The 22,018-nt window shown below is 37.6% G+C and carries 19 protein-coding genes and 3 tRNA genes; 14 read left to right on the forward strand and 8 right to left on the reverse strand.

Annotation, left to right across the window (positions count from 1 at the left end; genetic code table 11):
• Positions 1-35 precede the first annotated feature (35 nt).
• A complete protein-coding gene (gyrB, locus tag AAHF87_RS06075; RefSeq protein WP_342147886.1) occupies positions 36-2,450 on the reverse strand; it encodes a DNA topoisomerase (ATP-hydrolyzing) subunit B in 2,415 nt (804 codons plus the stop codon).
• Between the two features lie 376 nt (positions 2,451-2,826).
• Between gyrB and alaS the strand changes: the two genes are divergently transcribed.
• The 4 genes from alaS (at position 2,827) to AAHF87_RS06095 (ending at position 7,253) form a co-directional block, all read left to right on the forward strand.
• Complete coding sequence (gene alaS, locus AAHF87_RS06080; protein ID WP_342147618.1) at positions 2,827-5,442, forward strand: alanine--tRNA ligase; 2,616 nt, start codon at positions 2,827-2,829, stop codon at positions 5,440-5,442.
• 30 nt (positions 5,443-5,472) lie between these two features.
• A complete protein-coding gene (locus AAHF87_RS06085; RefSeq protein WP_342147619.1) occupies positions 5,473-6,696 on the forward strand; it encodes an aspartate kinase in 1,224 nt (407 codons plus the stop codon).
• Between the two features lie 196 nt (positions 6,697-6,892).
• A complete protein-coding gene (csrA, locus tag AAHF87_RS06090; protein WP_342147620.1) occupies positions 6,893-7,111 on the forward strand; it encodes a carbon storage regulator CsrA in 219 nt (72 codons plus the stop codon).
• A gap of 52 nt (positions 7,112-7,163) precedes the next feature.
• Positions 7,164-7,253: transfer RNA gene (locus AAHF87_RS06095), tRNA-Ser, on the forward strand.
• A gap of 84 nt (positions 7,254-7,337) precedes the next feature.
• On the opposite strand, the gene AAHF87_RS06100 is transcribed toward AAHF87_RS06095, so the two are convergent.
• Positions 7,338-7,979, reverse strand: coding sequence for a class I SAM-dependent methyltransferase (locus tag AAHF87_RS06100; protein ID WP_342147621.1), 642 nt, complete (start codon positions 7,977-7,979; stop codon positions 7,338-7,340).
• Between the two features lie 141 nt (positions 7,980-8,120).
• Here AAHF87_RS06100 and AAHF87_RS06105 point away from each other — a divergent pair.
• The 7 genes from AAHF87_RS06105 (at position 8,121) to hemW (ending at position 14,320) form a co-directional block, all read left to right on the forward strand.
• A tRNA-Arg gene (locus AAHF87_RS06105) sits at positions 8,121-8,197 on the forward strand.
• A 338-nt stretch (positions 8,198-8,535) separates the two neighbouring features.
• Complete coding sequence (locus tag AAHF87_RS06110) at positions 8,536-9,348, forward strand: Ku protein (protein ID WP_342147622.1); 813 nt, start codon at positions 8,536-8,538, stop codon at positions 9,346-9,348.
• Between the two features lie 5 nt (positions 9,349-9,353).
• Positions 9,354-10,916 carry a non-homologous end-joining DNA ligase gene (gene ligD / locus AAHF87_RS06115; RefSeq protein ID WP_342147623.1) on the forward strand — a complete coding sequence of 521 codons (1,563 nt, stop codon included), beginning with the start codon at positions 9,354-9,356 and terminating at the stop codon, positions 10,914-10,916.
• A gap of 8 nt (positions 10,917-10,924) precedes the next feature.
• Positions 10,925-11,839, forward strand: coding sequence for a non-homologous end-joining DNA ligase (gene ligD, locus AAHF87_RS06120; RefSeq protein ID WP_342147624.1), 915 nt, complete (start codon positions 10,925-10,927; stop codon positions 11,837-11,839).
• Positions 11,840-11,868: 29 nt separating this feature from the next.
• On the forward strand, positions 11,869-12,627 hold the full coding sequence (locus AAHF87_RS06125) for a class I SAM-dependent methyltransferase (protein ID WP_342147625.1): 759 nt from the start codon (positions 11,869-11,871) through the stop codon (positions 12,625-12,627).
• 18 nt (positions 12,628-12,645) lie between these two features.
• Positions 12,646-13,170: a peptide deformylase gene (def, locus tag AAHF87_RS06130; protein ID WP_342147626.1), complete on the forward strand. Its 525-nt coding sequence runs from the start codon at positions 12,646-12,648 to the stop codon at positions 13,168-13,170.
• A gap of 4 nt (positions 13,171-13,174) precedes the next feature.
• Positions 13,175-14,320 carry a radical SAM family heme chaperone HemW gene (gene hemW, locus AAHF87_RS06135; RefSeq protein ID WP_342147627.1) on the forward strand — a complete coding sequence of 382 codons (1,146 nt, stop codon included), beginning with the start codon at positions 13,175-13,177 and terminating at the stop codon, positions 14,318-14,320.
• Positions 14,321-14,478: 158 nt separating this feature from the next.
• Here the strand turns inward: hemW and trmB are convergent, their stop codons facing one another.
• Positions 14,479-15,201 (reverse strand): tRNA (guanosine(46)-N7)-methyltransferase TrmB, encoded by a 723-nt coding sequence (trmB, locus tag AAHF87_RS06140; RefSeq protein ID WP_342147628.1) that lies wholly within the window; start codon positions 15,199-15,201, stop codon positions 14,479-14,481.
• On the reverse strand, positions 15,162-15,827 hold the full coding sequence (gene elbB / locus AAHF87_RS06145; protein ID WP_342147629.1) for an isoprenoid biosynthesis glyoxalase ElbB: 666 nt from the start codon (positions 15,825-15,827) through the stop codon (positions 15,162-15,164). Before elbB ends, trmB begins: the two co-directional genes overlap by 40 nt.
• Positions 15,828-15,921: 94 nt before the next feature.
• Between elbB and AAHF87_RS06150 the strand changes: the two genes are divergently transcribed.
• The 3 genes from AAHF87_RS06150 to AAHF87_RS06160 all read left to right on the forward strand — a co-directional run bounded on the left by AAHF87_RS06150 (position 15,922) and on the right by AAHF87_RS06160 (position 19,766).
• Positions 15,922-17,742: a glycosyltransferase family 39 protein gene (locus AAHF87_RS06150; RefSeq protein WP_342147630.1), complete on the forward strand. Its 1,821-nt coding sequence runs from the start codon at positions 15,922-15,924 to the stop codon at positions 17,740-17,742.
• A complete protein-coding gene (locus AAHF87_RS06155) occupies positions 17,739-18,683 on the forward strand; it encodes a glycosyltransferase (protein WP_342147631.1) in 945 nt (314 codons plus the stop codon). Before AAHF87_RS06150 ends, AAHF87_RS06155 begins: the two co-directional genes overlap by 4 nt.
• Positions 18,684-18,746: 63 nt before the next feature.
• A complete protein-coding gene (locus AAHF87_RS06160) occupies positions 18,747-19,766 on the forward strand; it encodes a bifunctional UDP-4-keto-pentose/UDP-xylose synthase (RefSeq protein ID WP_342147632.1) in 1,020 nt (339 codons plus the stop codon).
• On the opposite strand, the gene lpxK is transcribed toward AAHF87_RS06160, so the two are convergent.
• The 4 genes from lpxK to AAHF87_RS06175 all read right to left on the reverse strand — a co-directional run bounded on the left by lpxK (position 19,726) and on the right by AAHF87_RS06175 (position 21,867).
• The gene (gene lpxK / locus AAHF87_RS06165) at positions 19,726-20,718 is read right to left on the reverse strand and encodes a tetraacyldisaccharide 4'-kinase (protein WP_342147633.1); all 993 of its coding nucleotides are present in this window, start codon (positions 20,716-20,718) and stop codon (positions 19,726-19,728) included. The genes AAHF87_RS06160 and lpxK overlap by 41 nt on opposite strands.
• Positions 20,718-20,861, reverse strand: coding sequence for a heme exporter protein CcmD (gene ccmD / locus AAHF87_RS07305; protein ID WP_425288003.1), 144 nt, complete (start codon positions 20,859-20,861; stop codon positions 20,718-20,720). The genes lpxK and ccmD overlap by 1 nt, the downstream gene beginning before the upstream one ends.
• 12 nt (positions 20,862-20,873) lie before the next feature.
• A complete protein-coding gene (pdxY, locus tag AAHF87_RS06170; RefSeq protein WP_342147634.1) occupies positions 20,874-21,740 on the reverse strand; it encodes a pyridoxal kinase PdxY in 867 nt (288 codons plus the stop codon).
• A 50-nt stretch (positions 21,741-21,790) separates the two neighbouring features.
• A tRNA-Arg gene (locus AAHF87_RS06175) sits at positions 21,791-21,867 on the reverse strand.
• Between the last annotated feature and the right edge of the window lie 151 nt (positions 21,868-22,018).

Genomic DNA, 22,018 nt, shown 5'->3' on the forward strand with positions numbered 1-22,018 from the left:
TTTCGCAAATCCAATTGCTGTGAGTATGCTGGGTTTTATATATCTAAATTATCAACTTCTAGTGCATTCTGTTGAATGAAATCACGACGAGGTTCAACTTGATCACCCATTAAGGTAGTAAAGATTTGATCCGTTGCGATAGCATCTTCAACTGTGACGCGTAATAAACGTCGGCTATTTGGATCCATGGTTGTTTCCCATAATTGATCAGGATTCATTTCTCCTAAACCTTTATAGCGTTGGATAGCTTGTCCTCGACGCGCTTCAGCTAATAACCATTCATAGACTTCTTTAAAATTTTTCACTGCTTGTTTTTTGGTATCTCGCTGCACATAAGCACCCGGCCCAATCAAGCCATGCAGCTGCTTGGTCATATCGAATAAACACTGATATTCAAGGGTCTTAAAGAATTCGTAAGAGATTTTATAGGTTGTTTCTAAACCATGGGTACCGATGGTTATCTCAGGTAAAAATACATGTCGTTCAGTATTTTCATAAATAGAGACTTGGTAACGAATAGCTTCATTATTGGTAGTCTGTTGCAATTGATTTTGCCAGTTTTTTGTCCATTCGAGCATCTTAGCAGAATCAGTTAATTCCTCAGGAGATAAAGGAGGAAGATCAAAAATGGCTTGCAAAGCCTCCATTGGATAGCGTCGCGACAAATGTTGAATCATCATTTGTGCCTTGCGGTAATCCATGACTAATTTTTCTAAACCAATACCTTGAATAGAAAAGCCTTCAGTATGTGGATAGAGCGCTGCATCATGCAATGCGGTTTGTGTAAGATAAGCTTGTAGCGCCGCATCGTCTTTTAAGTATTGTTCTTGCTTGCCTTTTTTAATTTTATATAAAGGGGGTTGAGCAATATAAATAGTGCCGCGTTGCAGCAATTCTGGCATTTGTCTATAGAAAAATGTCAGTAATAAAGTACGAATATGCGACCCATCGACATCCGCATCGGTCATGATGATAATACGATGGTAACGAAGCTTATCTGGATTGTATTCTTCTTTACCTATACCACAACCCAACGCAGTGATTAATGTTCCAACTGCTTCTGAAGATAACATCTTGTCAAAGCGGGCTTTTTCTACGTTAAGGATTTTACCTGTAAGAGGTAAAATAGCTTGATAACGTCGATTGCGGCCTTGTTTAGCGGAACCACCTGCTGAATCTCCTTCGACAATAAATAGTTCACAAAGCGCAGGATCAGTTTCTTGGCAATCTGCTAATTTTCCAGGTAAATCAGCAATATCTAATGCAGTTTTGCGCCGTGTCATTTCACGTGCTTTGCGCGCTGCTTCACGTGCCCGTGCCGCATCAATGATCTTCATCATGATGGCGCGCGCATCGTGTGGTGTTTCTAATAAAAATTCTTCGAGCTTTTCTGAGGTTAGGGCTTCAACAATTCCTTTAACTTCGGAAGAGACCAATTTATCTTTGGTTTGTGAGGAGAATTTAGGATCAGGAACTTTGACCGATAAAACGGCGGTTAGGCCTTCACGTGTGTCATCGCCGGTGGTGGCGATTTTTAACTTTTTGCTAGTCGCTTCACGATCGATATAGGTGTTTAATGTTCGAGTTAAGGCACCACGAAAACCAGCTAGATGGGTTCCTCCATCACGCTGAGAAATATTATTGGTAAAACATAAGATATTTTCTTGAAAGCTATCATTCCACTGCAAAGCCACTTCGACAGTGATTTCATCGCGTTCAGCGGTAAAATAAAATGGCTGCTTGTGAATTAAAGTTTTGTTTTGATTGAGGTATTCGACAAAAGCTTTAATTCCGCCCACATATTTAAGTTGAGTTTCTTCGTTGCTCCTTTCATCGATAAGATTAATCGCTACACCGGAATTTAAAAAGGATAACTCACGCAAGCGCTTTAAGAGGATATCGTAATGGAATTCGTTGTTATGTTGAAAAATGAGTTTGCTGGGGTAAAAGCGAATTTCAGTCCCTCTTTCCTGCGTTTCTCCAGTGGCTTGTAGCGGTGCTGTGGGCTCTCCTAGCAAATAGGTTTGCTCATAGACTTTATTATTACGTCGGATAGTGAGCTGTAATTTTTCTGATAAGGCGTTAACCACGGAAACACCTACACCATGCAAGCCGCCTGAGACTTTATAGGAGTTGCTGTCAAATTTACCGCCAGCATGTAAGACGGTCATGATGACTTCGGCAGCCGATCGGCCTTCTTCACTATGGATATCAACCGGAATACCACGGCCATTATCTTTAACGGTGACTGAGTCATCGCTATGCAGCGTAATGTCAATCTGAGTGCAATAGCCTGCTAAGGATTCGTCTATGGAGTTGTCCACGACTTCAAAGACCATATGGTGCAGACCGGTCCCATCATCTGTATCACCGATATACATACCAGGACGTTTACGGACTGCATCCAGACCTTTTAAGACTTTTATGTTTGAAGAGTCATACTTCGGCATACCTAGTCCACCCTGTTGGCTAGCATTATCCTTAAGGCCTAGTTCTGGCTCAAGCGAGCTTTCCGTGTGTGGGACGATAGGCTCACACTCCGTTATGGATGGGTTTTTTCCCGCCAAAATCTCATTTTTAATCGACATACGTAATAAGGGTTAAAAACGGAAATTATACCATAAATTGCCCCCTAAATTCGAATATACTCGCGGCACTTTAGGATGTGACGAGCATCTTGAAGTACTTTCATCTGCCCATGGAGATTTTTAATAATAGGGATTTGTCGACTTAAACTGCTGATAAGTTGGTTAAGTTACTCTTAATTTATTGACAGAAAAATCACTTGCCGTGATACTCATCGCTTTTGCATTGAAGAGCTCCGACATGAATAGCAATGCGCTACGCGAACTATTTCTTAACTATTTTAAAAGTCAGGGTCATACTATTGTTCCCTCCGCTTCCTTGATTCCAGCACATGACCCAAGTTTACTCTTTACTAATGCCGGTATGGTGCCTTTTAAGGATGTTTTTTTAGGTCTAGAAACAAGGCCTTATTCCCGGGCAGCGAGTATACAGCGATGTATGCGTGCCGGGGGTAAACATAATGACCTTGAAAATGTAGGTTATACCGCTAGGCATCATACTTTTTTCGAGATGTTAGGAAATTTCAGTTTTGGTGATTATTTTAAGCGCGAGGCTATCCACTATAGTTGGAAGTTTTTGACCGAGGAGTTAAATCTTCCAGCAGAAAAACTATGGGTTACAGTATTCACCGAGGACGATGAAGCAGCAGGAATTTGGTTAAATGAGATTAAGGTCGACCCCAAGCGTTTTTCACGTTGCGGTAAACAGGATAATTTTTGGGCTATGGGTGATACTGGCCCTTGTGGGCCATGTTCTGAGATTTTCTATGACCATGGGCCCAGCATATCTGGAGGGCCCCCTGGCACGTCCACCGCGGATGGGGATAGATACGTTGAGATCTGGAATCTAGTCTTTATGCAATTTCAGCGTTCTACAGGCGGAGAGCTCACGCCTTTACCAAAGCCCTCAGTAGACACAGGTATGGGTTTAGAGCGGCTCGCTGCGGTCATGCAGGGAGTAACGAATAATTATGATACCGATCTGTTTCAACCTTTAATTAAGGCAGTTGCTAAGGAAGCATCAATAACTGATTTTACCAATACTTCTTTACGCGTCATTGCCGATCATATTCGTGCTTGTGCTTTCTTAATCAGCGATGGTGTGCATCCTGGCAATGAAGGCCGTTCTTATGTCTTACGTCGAATTATTCGCCGAGCTATTCGGCATGGTCATAAAATAGGCTTAGACAGACCATTTTTTTATCGACTGGTTAAACCCTTAGCGGTGCAAATGTCGCAAGCTTATCCGGAATTAGCAAAAAAACAAAAACCCATTGAGAAAATCTTGCTTCAAGAAGAGCAGCAATTTGCTCGGACCTTGACGCAGGGCCTTAAACTTTTTGAACAAGAATTAACTAAGCTACAAGGTGAAAAACAATTTCCAGGAGCGGTACTTTTTCGTTTATATGATACTTATGGATTTCCCGTTGATCTTACCGCTGACGTGGCGAGGGAACATGGTTTAAGCATAGATATGGCAGGTTTTGAGAAGGAAATGGAACGTCAAAGAACTCAATCTAAATCGGCCAGTCGATTTACTTCCGCATCGGGTTTGTCGTTAACTGAAAATAAGGTGACTGAATTTGTCGGGTATAAAATATTAAAACAAACGCCTGTTGCTATTGTAGATTTATTTGATGGTAAACATTCTATAGAGGAGTTATCTGTAGACGAAGAAGGTTTTGTTATCTTGGCTAAGACTCCCTTCTATGCAGAGAGTGGTGGGCAAGTAGGTGATAGTGGGTATTTAGTTAATGCAAGCAGTCGCTTTTTAGTCACTGAAACATTTAAAGAGGGAGCATTAATTCTTCATAAAGGTAAGTTAATAAAAGGACATTTAAAAAAGGGTGATAAATTGAAGGCAGAAGTCGATGCTGAAAAGCGTCGTGCGGTTACTTTAAATCATTCCGCAACCCATCTATTGCATGCTGCATTACGAGAAGCGTTGGGAGAGCATGTAATGCAGAAAGGTTCTTTGGTAGAGCCAGAACGTTTACGTTTCGATTTTTCACATCCCAACCCATTAAATATAGAGCAACTAAAGTTAATTGAAGATCGCGTGAACCAACAAATTCGAGCTAATGTGCCTGTTGTTACTGAAGTGATGTCGACTGAAGATGCGAAGAATGCAGGTGCGATAGCGATGTTTGGGGAAAAATATGCAGACAAGGTACGCGTATTGACGATGGGCGCTTATTCTAAGGAATTATGTGGAGGTACACACGTTGCACGTACCGGTGATATTGGTTTATTTAAAATAACGGCTGAAATAGGTATTTCAGCAGGCATACGTCGTATACAAGCCGTGACTGGACAATACGCCTTAGATTGGATTGCTGCCTTAGAAGAGCAAACAGATCAACTTGCTAAGCTTTTCAAAAGCTCTAAAGATAATTTATTAGAAAAAGCGCGTTTGGATATGGAAGCTAAACAGTCCCTGCAAAAACAAATCACAGCTTTACAGCAATCCATAGTCGCTATGATGGGGGAAGAACTCATGTCTCAAGCGATCGAAATACAAGGGATTAAATTATTAGTTAGTGAAATTAATGGGATTGACGTAGCAGCGTTACGTCATTTACTAGACCAACTTAAAAATAAATTAAAATCTGCAGTGGTCGTTTTGGCGAGTATCGAACTACAGCGCGTCCAATTAGTGGTTGGAGTCACCAAGGATCTGACCGAAAAAATAAAGGCGGGTGAATTAGCCAATGATATTGCTGTAGCGATTGGAGGTAGTGGCGGTGGGCGGCCGGATTTTGCTCAAGCAGGTGGCGATAAACCTGAAGCCTTAGATGCGGCTTTAAAAAATGTAAAACATTGGGTTGAGACCCGCTTAAATGGCAACTATGCTTAGAATTGAATAATTAATCAATAGATCATTACAATGGCTTTAATTGTACAAAAATTTGGCGGCAGCTCAGTTGGAAGTATCGATAAAATTCAACAAGTTGCAAATAAAATTATTGAAACCCGCGCACAAGGGCATCAATTAGTGGTCGTTGTTTCAGCGATGGAAGGTGAAACTAATCGTTTGATTTCCTTAGCTAAAATATTGAACGAAGAACCTGATTCTAGGGAGTATGATTTGCTGTTAGCAACTGGAGAGCAGGCGGCTACTGCCTTATTGGCAATGGCTTTACTGGCGCAAGGGTGTCCGGCTCGATCTTATAACAGTTTTCATGTTCCCATTTACACGGATAGCCATCATAAAAAGGCGCGCATCTTAAGTATCAAAGAAGAAGTTTTACGGAATGATATTGGTGCAGGTCGAGTGCCTATCGTGGCTGGTTTCCAAGGAATCTCAGATTCAGGGGATATGACTACTTTAGGAAGGGGTGGCTCGGATACGACGGCAGCCGCTTTAGCCGCCATTTTAAAAGCCGATGAATGCCAAATTTATACCGATGTGGATGGTATATACACTGCCGATCCTCATCTTGTTCCCAACGCTAAGCGCTTAGATCAAATTGGTTTCATCGAAATGACGGAATTCGCTCGTGCCGGGGCGAAAGTTGTACAACATCGAGCTGTTGAGCTGGCGAGTAAATATCGTATTCCTTTACGCGTTTTATCAAGCTCTAAAAGCGGTCGAGGAACCTTAATCCAAGCCGACCAAGAAGAATCGGCGGTAGAAGGGGCAAAGATCACGGGTGTGACTGCTAGCCATCATGAAGCAAAATTGACCATCCATGGGTTAACAGCTGAAAAAGAAGCTATGCCACACTTTTTTTCCTTGCTGAATGATGCGCGTATTGAAATTGATATGTTAACCCAACAACAAATCTCTCCTAAAAAAATGGATATAACATTTACTTTAGCAAGGGCAGATTACCATCAAGCAGAACAATTACTCCAAACCTTAGTAAAGGAAAAATTCGCGCTATCTATTGTTGGTGATAATAAGCTAGCAAAGCTTTCTGTGGTTGGGACAGGTTTGCATTCTCATCCAGGTATCATTCATACCTTGTTTCAAGCAATGGAATCGGCGGGTATCAATGTTATTTTAACTTTATCCTCGGCGTTGAGGGTCTCTCTGATGGTCAGTGATGCTCAAATAGTGCGAGGCGTTCAGATTTTGCATCATGCTTTTGGCTTAGGCGAAGAATAATTAGCTCCGCTAGCTCTTTTTTACGGAATTTTACGTACTTTTAAATAGTATTAAGTTTTCCTTAAGGTTTTGTTAGTAGACTAATTTCGCAAAATGTCTGTATGTGAATTTTTATATCTTTTTTTGTTAATAAATAGAAATTGATTAGGTGTTGCATATGGTCGATTAATGAGTCAACTAAAGGAGAATCATAAAGATGCTTATTTTGACACGGCGTATTGCAGAAACACTTATTATTGGTGACGATGTTACAGTGACTGTACTGGGCATTAAAGGACATCAAGTAAGATTAGGTATTAACGCACCTAAAGAAGTTTCTGTTCATCGAGAAGAAATTTATCAGCGAATTCAACAAGAGAAACAAAAACAGGAAGGACATTCTGACGAAGAGGACTTGGAAGACAACGAAGTTTAAGCAACTATTTTATAAAGCTTAAGGTAGTGCTATACTCGCCAGCCTCTGCGTCGGAGAGGTGGCCGAGAGGCTGAAGGCGCTCCCCTGCTAAGGGAGTATGGCGTAAAAACCATCGAGGGTTCGAATCCCTCTCTCTCCGCCATGTCCTGTTTATTTAGGATTGATTGGCTTAGTTAAAAAGCTGATTTGTTTATTTTTTGCTGTGGTTTTTAACAAATCTATCCAATTAATTCGACTTGGTTTTTTTCACTGCGACCACATTCCAGATATCCCATTGCTTTTTAACACCGGTTGAGTCAACCACATATTCTTTGTTCTCATGAATGTATAAAATTTCGAATCCTGTAAACAAATTGTGAATTTGTGATTTATTAAGGATAGTTATATTTTTAGCATGAGCATAATCATCTTTGGGACCAAAGAAGCTGCCTGTAAACCATCTTCCGGGTCGTATTCGTTTTACTAGGTTTTGCCAAACATCTGGAAAATTTGCTGGTTTGATGAAGGGTAAGCTATAAGATGCATTGAGCAAATCGATGCTTTTTGGAAGTGTCGCTTGACTGATGTCAACGATTTGGACCATCGGCTTAGCTAATTTTTGCTTATTAACCCGACTTAGCAAAATAGCAATTGCTTGCTGCGAATAGTCAACGGCAAGAACCCGCCAATGATTTTTTAATAAATAAAGCGTGTCCCTTCCTGTTTCAGCGCCCAGGTCTACTGCTAAACCGATCACATTCTGTTTTTTTAAATATCCTAAACCTATTTTCAATGTCTCTCTGGGTTCGCAAGCATCTTTGGTCTTTTCAAGATAAGGAATCCAGTCATCGGGAGCTGAGCTAGGTAAATCGAGATGATTGATTAACATAAATTTTTTTGTTTCGATTTTTACTTAGAATTATCATACATATTAAGCATCATTTATCATGCTAAGTGGCATTATACTTTTTAAGCGAAGGCTAGCTGGATGCAGGATAAACTGTTAGAATGCCGAGCTCTTTGGGAACACGCGCCCGTAGCTCAGCTGGATAGAGTACCAGGCTACGAACTTGGTGGTCGGGAGTTCGAATCTCTCCGGGCGCACCATAAAACCCCACTTTAGAAGAAATTCATGTTTGTTTAAATTTCTTTTTTAATTCCTTCACGTTCAGCATGGCTAATTCTCCTTTTTGTTTTTATCAAAAATAGTTTAATTTTATTAAAATTTTTTTCGCTAAGAAAACAATAAATTCATTATATTTATTACGATAATCACAGAAATATATTAATGTTTCTTTCTTATAAATTTTGTTGAATTAATTTTAGTATTCAATTCAATAAATTAATTATGTTCAAAAAATAGGCAAATAAAGCTCAGGATCAATAAATATGTGCTAGATATATAATGTAAAATGATTTTTAACTTTAAATAAAGGAAGGCTTAAATGGCAAGGCCTATTTGGAAAGGATATATTACGTTTGGTTTAGTGAATATACCTGTTATTTTATACCCAGCCGAAAAAAAATTTGATATACAATTTAAATTAATCGATGGTCGTGATAAAGCTAGAATTCGCTATATGCGTATCAATGAGCATACCGGTGAAGAAGTGCCTTGGACTGATATTGCTAAGGGCTACGAATACGATGATAACAATTATTTGGTGTTAAAACAGTCTGATATTAAGGCTATTTCTGGCGAACATTCTAAGACCATTGATATTGTTACTTTTGTTAATAAAAATAGTATCAATACCATGGATTTTGAAAAGCCCTATTATTTAGTTCCTGATAAGAAAGGTGAAAAAGCGTACGTTTTATTGCGTGAAATCTTAAAAGATACTAAAAAGGTTGGGATTTCTAAAGTTATTATTCATACGCGTGAGTATTTAGCCGCACTAATGCCTTATGAAAATGCGCTGGTGCTTAACCTGCTTAGATATCACCAAGAGCTTAGAAAAGAATCCGATTTTGACTTTCCTTCAGCTAATCTAAAGGCCTATAAAATTTCGGCCAAAGAAATCGAGATCGCTAAACAACTAGTTAATGGTATGACTACCAAATGGAATCCTAAAGACTATCACGATGTATTCAGAGAAAGCTTAGCTAAATGGGTGGAAGCTAAAATTCACCATAAAAAAGTTTCTGCCAAGAAAATTAAAACCAATCTTAAAAAAAGTAATGTCATTGATTTTGTAGATTTATTGAAGAAAAGCTTAGAAAAAAATAAGCAGAAAGCATCGAAAAAACGTGGGTAGTTGCTATGTCTTTACAAAAATATCGTAAAAAAAGGGATTTTAAGCATAGTTCTGAACCCTATGGCAGCATAAAGAAAAATAAACAATTAATTTATGTTATTCAAAAACATGCAGCCAGTCATTTGCATTATGATCTACGTTTGGAGTTAAATGGTGTTTTAAAAAGTTGGGCTATACCTAAAGGACCAAGTTTAGATAATTCTATTAAGCGTCTAGCAGTACATGTCGAAGATCATCCTATCGAGTATGCTAAATTTGAAGGAATAATTCCTAAAGGTGAGTATGGTGGTGGCACAGTGATGCTTTGGGATGTTGGTAGCTGGGTTTGTGAAACTGCTGATGCTAATTTTGCGTATAAAAAGGGACATCTAAGTTTTATTCTAAAAGGAAAAAAATTAAAAGGCGCTTGGAATTTAGTGAGAATTAAAAATAATCCTAAAAATTGGTTATTGATTAAGGTAAAAGATAAATTTGCGCGATCCGAAAAGCAATATGCTATTACACAAGCAAAACCTAATAGTGTGATTGGTAAACGCTCCTTGCAAGGAATAGCAAAAAAATTCCAAGCCGATATATCAGATAAACCTAAAAATATTAAAATTTCAAAAAAAACTAATCTAAGTAAAGCTAGAAAAAAACCTATGCTTAATTCGATGCAACCCGAATTAGCGACTTTGGTCGAAAAACCGCCTATCGGAAATGATTGGATACATGAGATAAAATTTGATGGTTATCGTCTGCTTTGCTTTATTAAGGATAAAAAAATAAAATTTCTGACTCGAAATCAAAAGGATTGGACAGAGAAATTTAAGGAATTACAGCTGGAAATTCAAAAATTAAATCTAAAATCGGCTATTCTAGATGGAGAAGTCATAGCTTTAAATAAAAAAAATAGATCTGATTTTCAATTATTAAGCAATTCCATTAACCGTAAAGAAAAATCAGCATTAACTTATGTTATTTTTGATTTAATATATAACCAAGGCAAGGATTTGAGTCGCTGTGCTTTAAAAGATCGTAAATATTTATTAAGAAAACTAATTCCATTAAATAACAATAAACTAGTATTTAGTAGCCATATCGACGGTAATGACGGTGACATTTTTTTTAAAAAAGCCTGTAAAAAAGGATTGGAAGGCATCGTATCGAAAAATAAATTTAGCCCTTATGTATCAGGTAGGAATCGAAATTGGCTTAAGATTAAATGTAGCAAGCGACAAGAATTTTTAGTCGCAGGATTTACACCAGGAAAGGGAAATCGACATTATTTTGCTTCCTTAATATTAGCCGTGCATGGCAACAGTAATCAATTACTTTATTGTGGCAAAGTTGGAACTGGATTTAATGAAAATTCGTTAAAAAGCATTAGCAAACTGCTTAACAAATATAAAACGAACAAAGTTCCATTTAAAAATATACCTAGCGCAATAGGTCAGGTGTCCTGGACTATTCCGAAAATTATCGTTGAAGTGGAATTTACTGAATGGACACGGGCAGGCGTACTACGACACCCTAGTTTTAAGGGGATACGTAATGATAAATGCCCGAGCGAAATTATTAAGGAGTAGTCTAAAAAATGCATAAATTAAATGGAGAAAAATTATCTAACAAAAATAGCAAAAATTTAGCCACCTTTCATTTATCTCACCCAGATAAATTATTATATCCCGCAGTGAATATCACTAAATTGGATTTGGCCAATTACTATAAGACGATTGCAAAATGGATATTACCTTATATTTTGAAGCGCCCATTAACGTTGCTACGTTGCCCCAACGGTCAAAAGAAAAAATGTTTTTATCAAAGGCATTTAACAACGGCAACAGAAAATTTGTATGCTATAACTTTGCCCGATAAAACGGATAAACCTGAACCGTATCTTTATATCAAAGACACATCTGGTTTAATAGCTTTAATTCAATTAGGGGTTTTAGAAATTCACCCCTGGGCTAGTCAAATTGATAAGATAGAACAGCCTGATTTTATTACCTTCGATCTTGATCCAGGATTGTATGTGGAATGGAAAAGGGTTATCGAAGCCGCTTTTTTTGTCAAAGATCATTTGTGGAAGCTTAACTTGAAAAGTTTTGTTAAAACAACCGGCAGCAAAGGATTACATGTCGTAGTGCCTATAAAAAGGCTTTATAGTTGGGATAAAGTAAAAATATTTACACATACGTTTGTAAAATATTTATCTATACAGGACCCACTTCTCATCGTTGCGAATATGAGCAAAACCAAGCGTCAGGGAAAGATTTTTGTGGATTATTTGCGAAATCAACGCGGGGCTAGCAGTATTGCCCCTTATTCAACGCGTATCAGAGAAAACGCAGCCGTAGCAACTCCTTTGTCATGGGATGAGTTAAACACACGAGTTAAATCTGATACCTACACAGTGAAAAATTTACCTCAGCGATTAGCTAAGCTCAAACATGACCCTTGGGCAGAGTTTTATCAATTAAAGCAAAAATTAAGCTTGCCAATGGTATAATTAGCCAATAAAGCAATTTCGGAGGGGTAATGGCCGACAAATTTATCGAGCCTTTTACTAAAACGGTACAGTATTATCTTAAATATCGACCTTCTTATCCGAAAGAATTATTAGATTGTCTGATTAACGAATGTGGTTTAAGCAAAAAAAGTGTCATTGCCGATATAGGTTCTGGCACAGGATTGCTTGCTAAATTATTTCTTGATGTTGGGAATACCGTATATGGCGTTGAACCTAATCAAGCGATGACAGAGGCTGGTGAGGCTTATTTGGCACAATATTCTCAGTTTCATTCAATTTCCGGCACCGCTGAAGCTACGCATTTAGAGAATGCTAGTATGGATTTTATAACAGCAGGCACCGCTTTTCATTGGTTTGATGTGGAAAAAACTAAACGAGAATTTAAACGTATTGCCAAGCCCAAAGCTTGGGTTGTTTTGGTTTGGAATGTTCGAGATACCAATTCTCCGCTGATATGCGATTATGAAAGCTTATTGCTAGAATATGGTGAAGATTATGCTCATTCGAATGCCAAAAAATTAGATAAAGTCGCAATGAACAGTTTTTTTAATGAACAGACTATAAAAACAGCTTCATTTAGTAATGTTCAACAATTTGATTGGGAAGGATTCAAGGGTAGGTTGCTATCTATGTCATTTATCCCTGGAGCTGAGGATGCAAATTATAAGCGTATGCTAGACCAGTTAAACAATATTTTCATACGTTATGAAAAAAATGGAATGATCCAATTTCTATACAAGACAAATTTATATTATTCACATATTTAATTAATAATTCAAAAAACAATGTCAATTGTACAAGTCAAAAAAATGGGTGAACATTCTTTATCAGAAATATCTTTACCCGTGGAAAATTTTTCCTCTAAAGAGCTTTACAATCTTATTGAGGATATGAAAGATACCATGCAGCAAGAAGATGGAGTTGGGATAGCCGCACCGCAAATTGGCTGTAATCTGCGTGTGATTATTTTTGGTTTTGAACAGTGTGAGCGTTATCCAAATGATGCGCCTATCCCTTTCACAGTGCTTATTAATCCTCAGATTGAATTTTTATCAGATGAGATTGAGGATGGATGGGAAGCTTGTTTAAGTGTTCCTGGATTGATGGGTTTAGTACCTCGATCTACGCATATAAAATATACAGGCTTTAATGAAAAAGGGGAATATTTTACTCGGATTGCTCAAGGTTTTCATGCCCGTGTCGTGCAACATGAAGTCGATCATCTCAATGGTATTTTATATCCCCAGCGAATTAAGGATCTGCGATTTTTTGGTTATTGCGAAACACAATTAAATAAATCAAATAGCTAATGCTATGCTAGCACTCCCTCCTTTGTCTTTGTATATCCATTTTCCTTGGTGTATACGCAAGTGCCCATATTGTGATTTTAATTCGCATACTTTGCTATCAGAATTACCAGAAAAAAATTATATTAACGCATTACTTCTAGATTTAGAGCGCGATCTTGAGAGGTTACCCGCTCGGCCGATCACCAGTATTTTTATGGGTGGAGGTACTCCTAGTTTATTTTCACCCGACATACTTAACTATTTGTTAGTAGAATTAGCTAAACGTTTAGAATTTTCTGATACTATCGAAATTACCTTAGAAGCAAATCCAGGAACAGTAGAATATCAGCGTTTCTATGGTTATCGTGAAGCAGGGATTAATCGACTTTCAATAGGTATTCAGAGTTTTTCAACTGAAAAACTAAAGATCCTTGGCCGTATCCATGATGGAGATGAAGCAATAAAAGCGGTATCGGCAGCTAAAACCGCTGGGTTTACAAATATTAATCTCGATCTCATGCATGGTTTGCCACAGCAAAGTATTATCGAAGGTCTACAAGATTTGCAAATTGCTTTTTCGTTGGAACCCACGCATATTTCTTGGTATCAACTGACTATTGAGCCGAATACGGAGTTTTACCAAAGACCACCGCAATTACCCTTAGAAGAAACTATGGGTGAATTACAAGAACGCGGTGAAGAAATTTTTCGACAAAAAGCTTATAAGCACTATGAGATTTCTGCTTTTAGTAAAGACGGGTACGCATGCAAACATAATCGTAATTATTGGCAGTTTGGTGATTACATAGGTATCGGTGCTGGTGCGCATAGTAAACTGACCGATAACCAAAAAAAGACCATTAGACGTGCTTGGAAACAAAAAAATCCAAAAACTTATTTAGCCCCACAGAATCATTTTTTAGTGGAAGAAAAATTTATTTTAGCTGAAGAATTAACTTTTGAATTTATGCTAAATGCCCTAAGACTTCATCAAAAGATTCCGGCCGAATTGTTTCAGCAGCGAACAGGATTATCTTTTTCAAGTATCCAGCCTATATTACACAAAGCGCAGCAACAAGGTTTGCTCACCTATGATGAATTTGCTATGGAAACGACAGAGTTTGGTAAACGTTTTTATAATAATTTACTTGCCATGTTTATGAATGATTAATCATAATAAAAGATTAGACCTCTTGTGTAACCCAGTGATGTGCTTGAGTTCGAGGCAATCGATAGTCGAGGACCGGAGTTTACATGAGTAAATGAGGACCGTAGACTAGCGTTTAACAATGAAATCAAGCTTAGCCCGCAGGTTATGCAAGTGGTCTATTAAACGGTAAGAAAAACCAGATCCCATATAGCATGACCTAATTGTTGGCCGCGTTTTTCAAATTTCGTCATCGGTCTAGATGATGGCCTGGGTGTAAACTGATTTTTCTCTACCGTGTTTTGCCATTTTGGTGCATTTTCCAAAATTTTTAACATATGTTGAGCGTAATCTCCCCAATCCGTGGCAAGATGTAATTTTCCATTTAATTTAAGTTTTTCATGTAATAAGTCGATAAATTTTGCTTGCACCAACCTTCGTTTATGATGTCGAGTTTTAGGCCAAGGATCGGGGAAAAAAATTTGCACTAAATCTAAGCTATGTTTAGGGATAGAGTGTGTTAAAACTTCAGTGGCATCTGCATAAATAACTTTAAGATTGTTCAGTTTAAATTTTTCGATTTGCGTTAAGATCAGTGCGATTCCAGGACGGTGGACTTCTATCCCTAAATAATTATTCTCAGGATGTAGTTGCGCTTGTTGCAATAAACTATCACCCATGCCAAAACCTATTTCTAATATAACGCGCGCTTCCCGTTCGAATAAATTCTTAAAATTTATGGTGGTTGATAATGGCTTTTGATCGAATAAAGTTGAAAGAGCTAGCTGCTGACGCGTGCTCAATTTTTTTTGGCGATGTACAAAGCTGCGTATTGGTCTAAGCGATTGGTTCATACAAAGTGCAGTTAGGTATTCAGCAATAAGGATATTTCTTTTACTAAGCATTCAATACCCATCGCAACTTCTTTAATTGAACGAGCCAACATATAGGCCGGCGTGCTAACTAATTTATGGGTTTTATCCACGACACAATCTATGGCGGTGCATGGAATATGCTGAGCACCTAATTTTTCTAAAATCGCTGCAGTGGCTTTATCATCGCCTATGGTTATTTTGATGCCAGCGGGATAAAGTTTAGGTGCTAAAACCGGAGCAATACAAATAAAGCCGGCGGGCTTTTTTGCTTCTACCATGGCTTTAGCAAATTTGAAAACATCTGCTTGTATGGAGTAATTTTCTTTATTTAAACCAAAATTACACAAATTTAATGCGGCGCCGAACCCTCCCGGAAAGATCATTGCGGTGTAGTCTCCGGCATTAGCTGAGGCAATGTCTTTAATTTTTCCACGTGCAATACGGGCGGATTCTTCAAGTATATTTCTTTTCGCATGTTCCTGAGTTTCACCATCGGCCATATTGACTACGCGGGTTTGAGGTATATTAGGAGCCAGACATTGATAAGCTAATTCAGCGCGGTCTAAAGCTAATAAAGTCAGTGCAGATTCATGAATTTCACTCCCATCTAGGGCGCCGCAGCCTGATAAAATCACCGCTATATTTTGTTTTTGCATTGCATTTCCTCTCTAGAAACGTTATAAATTTGCCCTATTATTATGTTAATACACTATTTTCTCAACCCCTATCCAAAATAGGCAGTGGTAAAAAATGTCGATCATTCAAACTAAGTCCAGTAAAGGAAGCTGGTACTTTGATTTAATCTTACTAACATTAGGTATTGCTTTAACATTCGGTTTATTTTTAGGAACTCGACCGCTTAGCGTGCCTGATGAAGGCAGGTATGCTGAAATTCCACGAGAAATGTTGGTTCTCCATGATTTTGTTACCCCGCATTTGAATGGGATTAAATATTTTGAAAAGCCGCCCTTATTTTACTGGCTACAAGCCGGTGCGATTAAAGTTTTTAACCCATGGATTACCCAATCAAAGCAGACATTGAATGAGTCAAAAGGCCATCAATATTTGCCGTCTATCAGTGAATGGACGGTTCGGTTACCTAACGCTATCGTAGCATTATTAGGCTGCTTATTAGTTTACGCATCGGGTCGAATTCTTTTTGAAAGACGCGCTGGACTATTAAGTGCCATTATTCTTGCTTCCAGTCTTCTCTATTTTGCATTAGCCCGCATGGTAACACTCGATATGACCTTGTCGATGTGTTTATCTGGAAGTTTATTAGCTTTTTTGGTTGCAGCCAATCAGTCACCAAGTTTGCAGCGGCGGTTTTTATTTTATAGTGCCTACATGTTTGCGGGCCTTGCAGTGCTCACAAAAGGGCTTATCGGCATAGTATTTCCAATGATGATTATTGGGATATGGATATTGTTGACCAATCAATGGCGTTTGCTGAAACAATGTTATCTTGCTACTGGGATTTTACTTTTTTTACTAATAGTTCTGCCATGGCATATTTTAGTTCAATCTAGGAATCCTGAGTTTTTTCAGTTCTATTTTATTGATCAACAATTTTTGCGCTATTCCACTTTAATTGCGCAACGATATCAGCCCGATTGGTTTTTTATTCCAATTTTTATTGCCGGGTTTTTACCTTGGATATGTTTTTTACCTCAAGCCATAGTGAACCACTTCCCAAGGAATTGGCAACAATTTAAAGAAAAAAATAATTATATTTTTCTTTTACTCTGGGTGGGGTTGATTTTTATTTTCTTTTCCTTTTCACATTCCAAGTTAATCCCGTATATTTTACCGATTTTTCCTGCTTTGGCTTTATTAACCGGCCATTATCTTTCTACACACTGGCTACAAAACAAGGACATTAAATGGGGGTATATAGCGGTACCTTTGGTATGGTTGGGGTTAGGGGGGATAGGAATATTATATTTAGCAAATGATGCGACTATTACCCTATCGCAGGCAGCGAGATTTTTTTTGATAGTAGGGTATAGTTTTTTCCTTTTAACTAGCGTTGTCGCGAGTTGCTTTACTCTTCTGAAAAAATTCAAAATAGCTTTTGCAAGCTTAGCAATAGGAAGTGTTATTAGCTTTCTGATTGTTTCTGTGGGTATTCCTCAACTGGATACACGTTCCATCAAGCCTTTAGTGTTTGTTCTTAAGCCTTTATTAAAACCAGGCGATAAAATAGTGGCATACTATGATTATTATCAAGATTTGCCTTTTTATTTAAAGCAGCGGGTATATACAGTTAATATTGGTGGCGAACTAACTTTTGGTATGCAACATCAAGATACTAGGCGTTGGATGCTACATGATGCTAATTTCTGGCCGATGTGGAAAAGTTCGCAGCAGGTTTATATGATAACTAGCAAAGAAGCCTATCAACAAATTATTAAACAAAAAAAATATTTAATTTATTTGCTTGCAAAGACGCCTTTAGATGTTTTACTAAGCAATCACGCTAGAGAAAAAAAGTATACTCACAGCAATGGGATTTTTGGCAACAAAAATTCAAATGCGAAGAGTAATGATAAAAGAGGACTAAAGAAATGAACAAGCCCTACATCAGTGTGGTTATACCTGTTTACAATGAATCTGAAAATTTGGAACAGCTTTACCAACGCTTAACTGTAAGCTTAGATAAATTAGATAAACCTTATGAGATTATTTTAGTTAATGATGGTAGTCAGGATGATTCTTATGAACGACTGAATGAATTGCAAAAAAGACGACCAGAGCAGATTCGCATAGTTCATTTTAATGGTAATTTTGGCCAGCATATGGCATTGATGGCTGGTTTGGAACGCGTCAGAGGAGAAATTATTATTACTTTAGATGCCGATCTGCAAAATCCTCCAGAGGAAATTTCGCATTTGGTAAAATGCATTGAAGAAGGTCATGATTATGTCGGAGGCATACGAAAAAATCGCCAAGATACTTTTTTCCGACGTTATGCATCAATACTAAATAATTGGCTGCGCTATAAGATGACTAAAATTCGTTTGAGCGATCAAGGCTGTATGTTAAGAGCTTATCGGCGATCACTTGTCGACTTAATGGTAGCCAGCAAGGAAACCTCTTTATTTATTCCAGCACAAGCTTATAGGCTTTCGATATCACCCACCGAAATTGAAGTTGGGCATGATGCACGTAAAGGAGGTCAATCCAAATATAATCTTTATCGTTTGCTACGTTTGAATTTTGATTGGATGACTAGTTTTACTTTATTACCTTTACAGATTTTTACTATGCTAGGATTGTTTATTTCAATCTTAAGCAGTTTCTTTGTTGTCTATTTGCTTTTACGACGGATAATTATCGGGCCCGAAGTGGAAGGTCTGTTTACGTTATTTGCAATAGTTTTTTTCTTAATGGGAATAATGTTGATGGGTTTAGGTATTATGGGTGAATATATTGGGCGTATCTATCAAGAAGTGCGCCATCGTCCCCGCTACGTCATTAGAAAAATTATTGATGATACAAATGAAGAGTAATAATTTTTTAGATTCCAACTTTATTTGCATTTTTAAAAATATAACGAGTTTAAGTAGTAAATTATGAGTTTAAAAGTATTAGTGTTAGGCATCAATGGCTTTATCGGCAGTAGCCTACTGGAACATTGTTTAGCAAAAACCGATTGGCAATTAATAGGTTTGGATTTAACTGAAAACAAAATCAGTGATTTTCTTGAACATCCGCGTCTCCTTTTTAAAAAAGGTGATATGAATCAGGAAATGCGATGGATAGAAAAACAGATTCAAGAATGTGATGTTGTGTTACCTTTAGTGGCTATCGCAACACCGGCAAGTTATGTAAACAATCCTTTAGGTATTTTTGAGCTTGATTTTGAAGCCAATTTAAAAATTATTCGTCTGTGTGTTAAACACAAAAAAAGACTTGTTTTTCCTTCTACTTCTGAAGTCTATGGTATGTGCACGGATGAAGCGTTTGATGAAGAGAGCAGTAATTTTGTATTAGGCCCCATCAATAAACCTCGTTGGATATATTCCTGTAGTAAACAACTGTTAGATAGAGTGATTCATGCTTATGGCTTGAAAAAAGAATTACTTTATACGCTGTTTAGGCCGTTTAATTGGTTAGGGCCTAAACTGGATGATCCACATAATCCTAGGCGAGGAAGTTCGCGGGTAGTGAGTCAATTTATCGGAAATATCTTACGTGGCGAAGCGATACAATTGGTGAATGGCGGGCAACAACGGCGTAGCTTTATTGATATCGATGATGGAATCACTTGTTTACTAAAAATAATTGCGAATGAAAACGGATGTGCTGAGCAAGCTATTTTTAATATAGGAAATCCAGCTAACGATATTTCTATTCGTGAATTAGCTGAATTATTATTAGAATTAATTAAAACTTATCCGCTTTATGCAAATTATGCAGAACAAGCCCAATTACAAACAATAAATTCAGATAATTATTATGGAAAAGGTTATCAAGATGTGGAGCGTCGTATGCCATCGATTAAGCGAGCTGAACAGCAACTTGATTGGAAACCACATATTGATATAAAAACTAGTTTGAAGAAGATTTTAGATTTTCATCTATTGCAGTAACTTGATTCAATATGGCATTTAAAAAATTGTTGTCTAACTCTGTTTTAGTTCTTAAGCACCAAAGCCGGGCATCAACAAAACCTACACATTTTACCGCATCTTTTTCGGTCATTATTATAATGGCATCCTTGCCATAATTAAAATCCCGTAGTTTAAAAAGATAATGATCCGGGAAGGGATGCTCAACGATCTTAAGGCCTAGTTTGCGTAAAGTCCTAAAAAATTGATCGGGATTACCTATGCCTGCTACAGCATGTATTTTTTTTTCAAGAAAAAATTCTTTTGATTTTTTATTTTTAGTTTGAATGAGCTGATAAAAATAGTCAGGAATCAAGGAAAGTTTAAATTCGTTGGTCTGAGCCATTCCTTTGCTAATAACAAAATCAACGGAATTTAAGCGTGAGGCAGGTTCTCGCAAGGGCCCTGCCGGTAAACAAAAATTATTCCCAAAACGTCTATCGCCATCGACAACAACAATTTCTATGTTTCTACCTAAGCTTAAGTGTTGCAGACCATCGTCACTAATGACAATATTGCAATTCGAACGTTTCAATAGACTCTTAGTGCCGCGGCTGCGATCAGGATCGATGATAGTTGGACATGCCGTATGCCGAGCAATTAATAAAGGTTCATCACCCACTTCGCGGGCATTACTGTTTTGATGTACTAAGCAAGGAAAATGCTGCGTATTACCACCATAGCCACGACTGATAATTCCTGGTCGCCAGCCTTTATCTTTTAAAAATCGAGCTAATGCGATAACAACCGGTGTTTTACCCGTTCCTCCGACAGTAATATTTCCGACGACAATGACAGGGACTGAAAAATAATTTGTTTTTAAAATATGCAATTGATAAAATTTACGACGTAAAAAAATAACACAGCCATAAACGAGCGAGAATGGCCAAAGCAAATAAACCAAAAAGTTTTTTTTCTGCCAAATTTTTAACATTATTTTTTTGGTATTAATGAAGTAATACTTCGCTTTTTCTTAAATAATTTATAATGCCGGATCAGGGGAGTTAACAGATTAATTAACAGAATTGCAGCCGTAGAGAGGTAGGCTATCCATAAATAGAAATGATAATCTTTCATTGTAACTTCCTGTTATTTTATCTGTTGTAGCATAACATAATCTGGAGCAGCTTGCTTATAATCATTGTCAATAATATTTAATTCGCGGCTATTTGCTGTATGAGTGGCTTGAATCACTTGATAAGTTTTATTTAATGCTAATCTAAAAGCTGCTAGAGGATCTCGAGTTAATAATAAATGGCCTAAATATAGCGCTGAAAAAAGATCTCCCGTGCCATTGATAGATTTTGGAATGTTTGGAGTTGACATTACAGCGAGCCATTGTCCGGATTTGCTCGAAAGAAAAGCAATGGACTCATCAGAATTAAACTTATTTTTTTCTTTTAAGTTTAAGCTGGTTACGATGACAATAAGTATTCCTTGCTTATGAAAAAAATGCACTGCTTTTTTTAAAGCGTTTAAATTATCAATTTCTTTTTGATATAAATATTCTGCTTCAAAATGATTGGGCGTAATGATACTGGCTACCGTTAAACTTTGATTGCGAAAGAAATCCGGAATATCAGGTTTAACAAAGCAAGCTTTACCATTCGGTGTAGCCATTACCGGATCGCATAGATAAATAAGCTTAGGATTTGCTTGTCGAAATTTCTGCACGGTTTCAAGGATAACATGGCCAATTTCTTTATCACCAATATATCCGGATAAAATCGCATCACACTGTCTTGCTAGATCTAAGGAGACTAAGCCATGTATGACAGCACGTACTTGCTGTGCAGTGCAAATATTGCCTTGCCAATGGCCATAGCCGGTATGATTGGAAAATTGTACGGTGTTGACGGGCCATACTTCAAATCCCATCGCTTGTAAGGGAAAGGTAGCCGCTTTATTCCCAACATAGCCATAACTGACATGGGATTGTATCGATAAAATATTCATTAGACCTCTCTCAGCAAAAGCCTAGTCATTTTTTTATCTTCTTGCAAATATGGCGCCCCAGGCCGGATTCGAACCGGCGACCTGTCCCTTAGGAGGGGACCGCGCTATCCAACTGTGCCACCGGGGCAAATAAATAACCGATATTATACGCCGACATTCTGATTTGAGAATCGATAATTTATTTAAAGAAATTAATTAATGATCATTTTAGATAGTAAAAAGTTTTTTATTAAATAACTTAGTTAATTTTTTTTTTAAATAATAAAAAATTTTAAAAA

The organism is Rickettsiella endosymbiont of Aleochara curtula (assembly GCF_964030935.1).
Lineage (GTDB): Bacteria > Pseudomonadota > Gammaproteobacteria > Diplorickettsiales > Diplorickettsiaceae > Aquirickettsiella.

Excerpts from the sequence above, each read along its gene's own strand:
- def (WP_342147626.1), top strand. The coding sequence starts at position 12,646 with ATGTCAATTGTACAAGTCAAAAAAATGGGTGAACATTCTTTATCAGAA.
- hemW (WP_342147627.1), top strand. The coding sequence starts at position 13,175 with ATGCTAGCACTCCCTCCTTTGTCTTTGTATATCCATTTTCCTTGGTGT.
- AAHF87_RS06085 (WP_342147619.1), top strand. The coding sequence starts at position 5,473 with ATGGCTTTAATTGTACAAAAATTTGGCGGCAGCTCAGTTGGAAGTATC.
- ligD (WP_342147624.1), top strand. The coding sequence starts at position 10,925 with ATGCATAAATTAAATGGAGAAAAATTATCTAACAAAAATAGCAAAAAT.
- AAHF87_RS06100 (WP_342147621.1), bottom strand. The coding sequence starts at position 7,979 with ATGTTAATCAATCATCTCGATTTACCTAGCTCAGCTCCCGATGACTGG.
- AAHF87_RS06160 (WP_342147632.1), top strand. The coding sequence starts at position 18,747 with ATGAGTTTAAAAGTATTAGTGTTAGGCATCAATGGCTTTATCGGCAGT.
- trmB (WP_342147628.1), bottom strand. The coding sequence starts at position 15,201 with ATGCTTAGTAAAAGAAATATCCTTATTGCTGAATACCTAACTGCACTT.
- AAHF87_RS06125 (WP_342147625.1), top strand. The coding sequence starts at position 11,869 with ATGGCCGACAAATTTATCGAGCCTTTTACTAAAACGGTACAGTATTAT.
- lpxK (WP_342147633.1), bottom strand. The coding sequence starts at position 20,718 with ATGTTAAAAATTTGGCAGAAAAAAAACTTTTTGGTTTATTTGCTTTGG.
- pdxY (WP_342147634.1), bottom strand. The coding sequence starts at position 21,740 with ATGAATATTTTATCGATACAATCCCATGTCAGTTATGGCTATGTTGGG.
- gyrB (WP_342147886.1), bottom strand. The coding sequence starts at position 2,450 with ATGCCGAAGTATGACTCTTCAAACATAAAAGTCTTAAAAGGTCTGGAT.
- ccmD (WP_425288003.1), bottom strand. The coding sequence starts at position 20,861 with ATGAAAGATTATCATTTCTATTTATGGATAGCCTACCTCTCTACGGCT.
- elbB (WP_342147629.1), bottom strand. The coding sequence starts at position 15,827 with ATGCAAAAACAAAATATAGCGGTGATTTTATCAGGCTGCGGCGCCCTA.
- ligD (WP_342147623.1), top strand. The coding sequence starts at position 9,354 with ATGTCTTTACAAAAATATCGTAAAAAAAGGGATTTTAAGCATAGTTCT.
- csrA (WP_342147620.1), top strand. The coding sequence starts at position 6,893 with ATGCTTATTTTGACACGGCGTATTGCAGAAACACTTATTATTGGTGAC.
- alaS (WP_342147618.1), top strand. The coding sequence starts at position 2,827 with ATGAATAGCAATGCGCTACGCGAACTATTTCTTAACTATTTTAAAAGT.
- AAHF87_RS06150 (WP_342147630.1), top strand. The coding sequence starts at position 15,922 with ATGTCGATCATTCAAACTAAGTCCAGTAAAGGAAGCTGGTACTTTGAT.
- AAHF87_RS06155 (WP_342147631.1), top strand. The coding sequence starts at position 17,739 with ATGAACAAGCCCTACATCAGTGTGGTTATACCTGTTTACAATGAATCT.
- AAHF87_RS06110 (WP_342147622.1), top strand. The coding sequence starts at position 8,536 with ATGGCAAGGCCTATTTGGAAAGGATATATTACGTTTGGTTTAGTGAAT.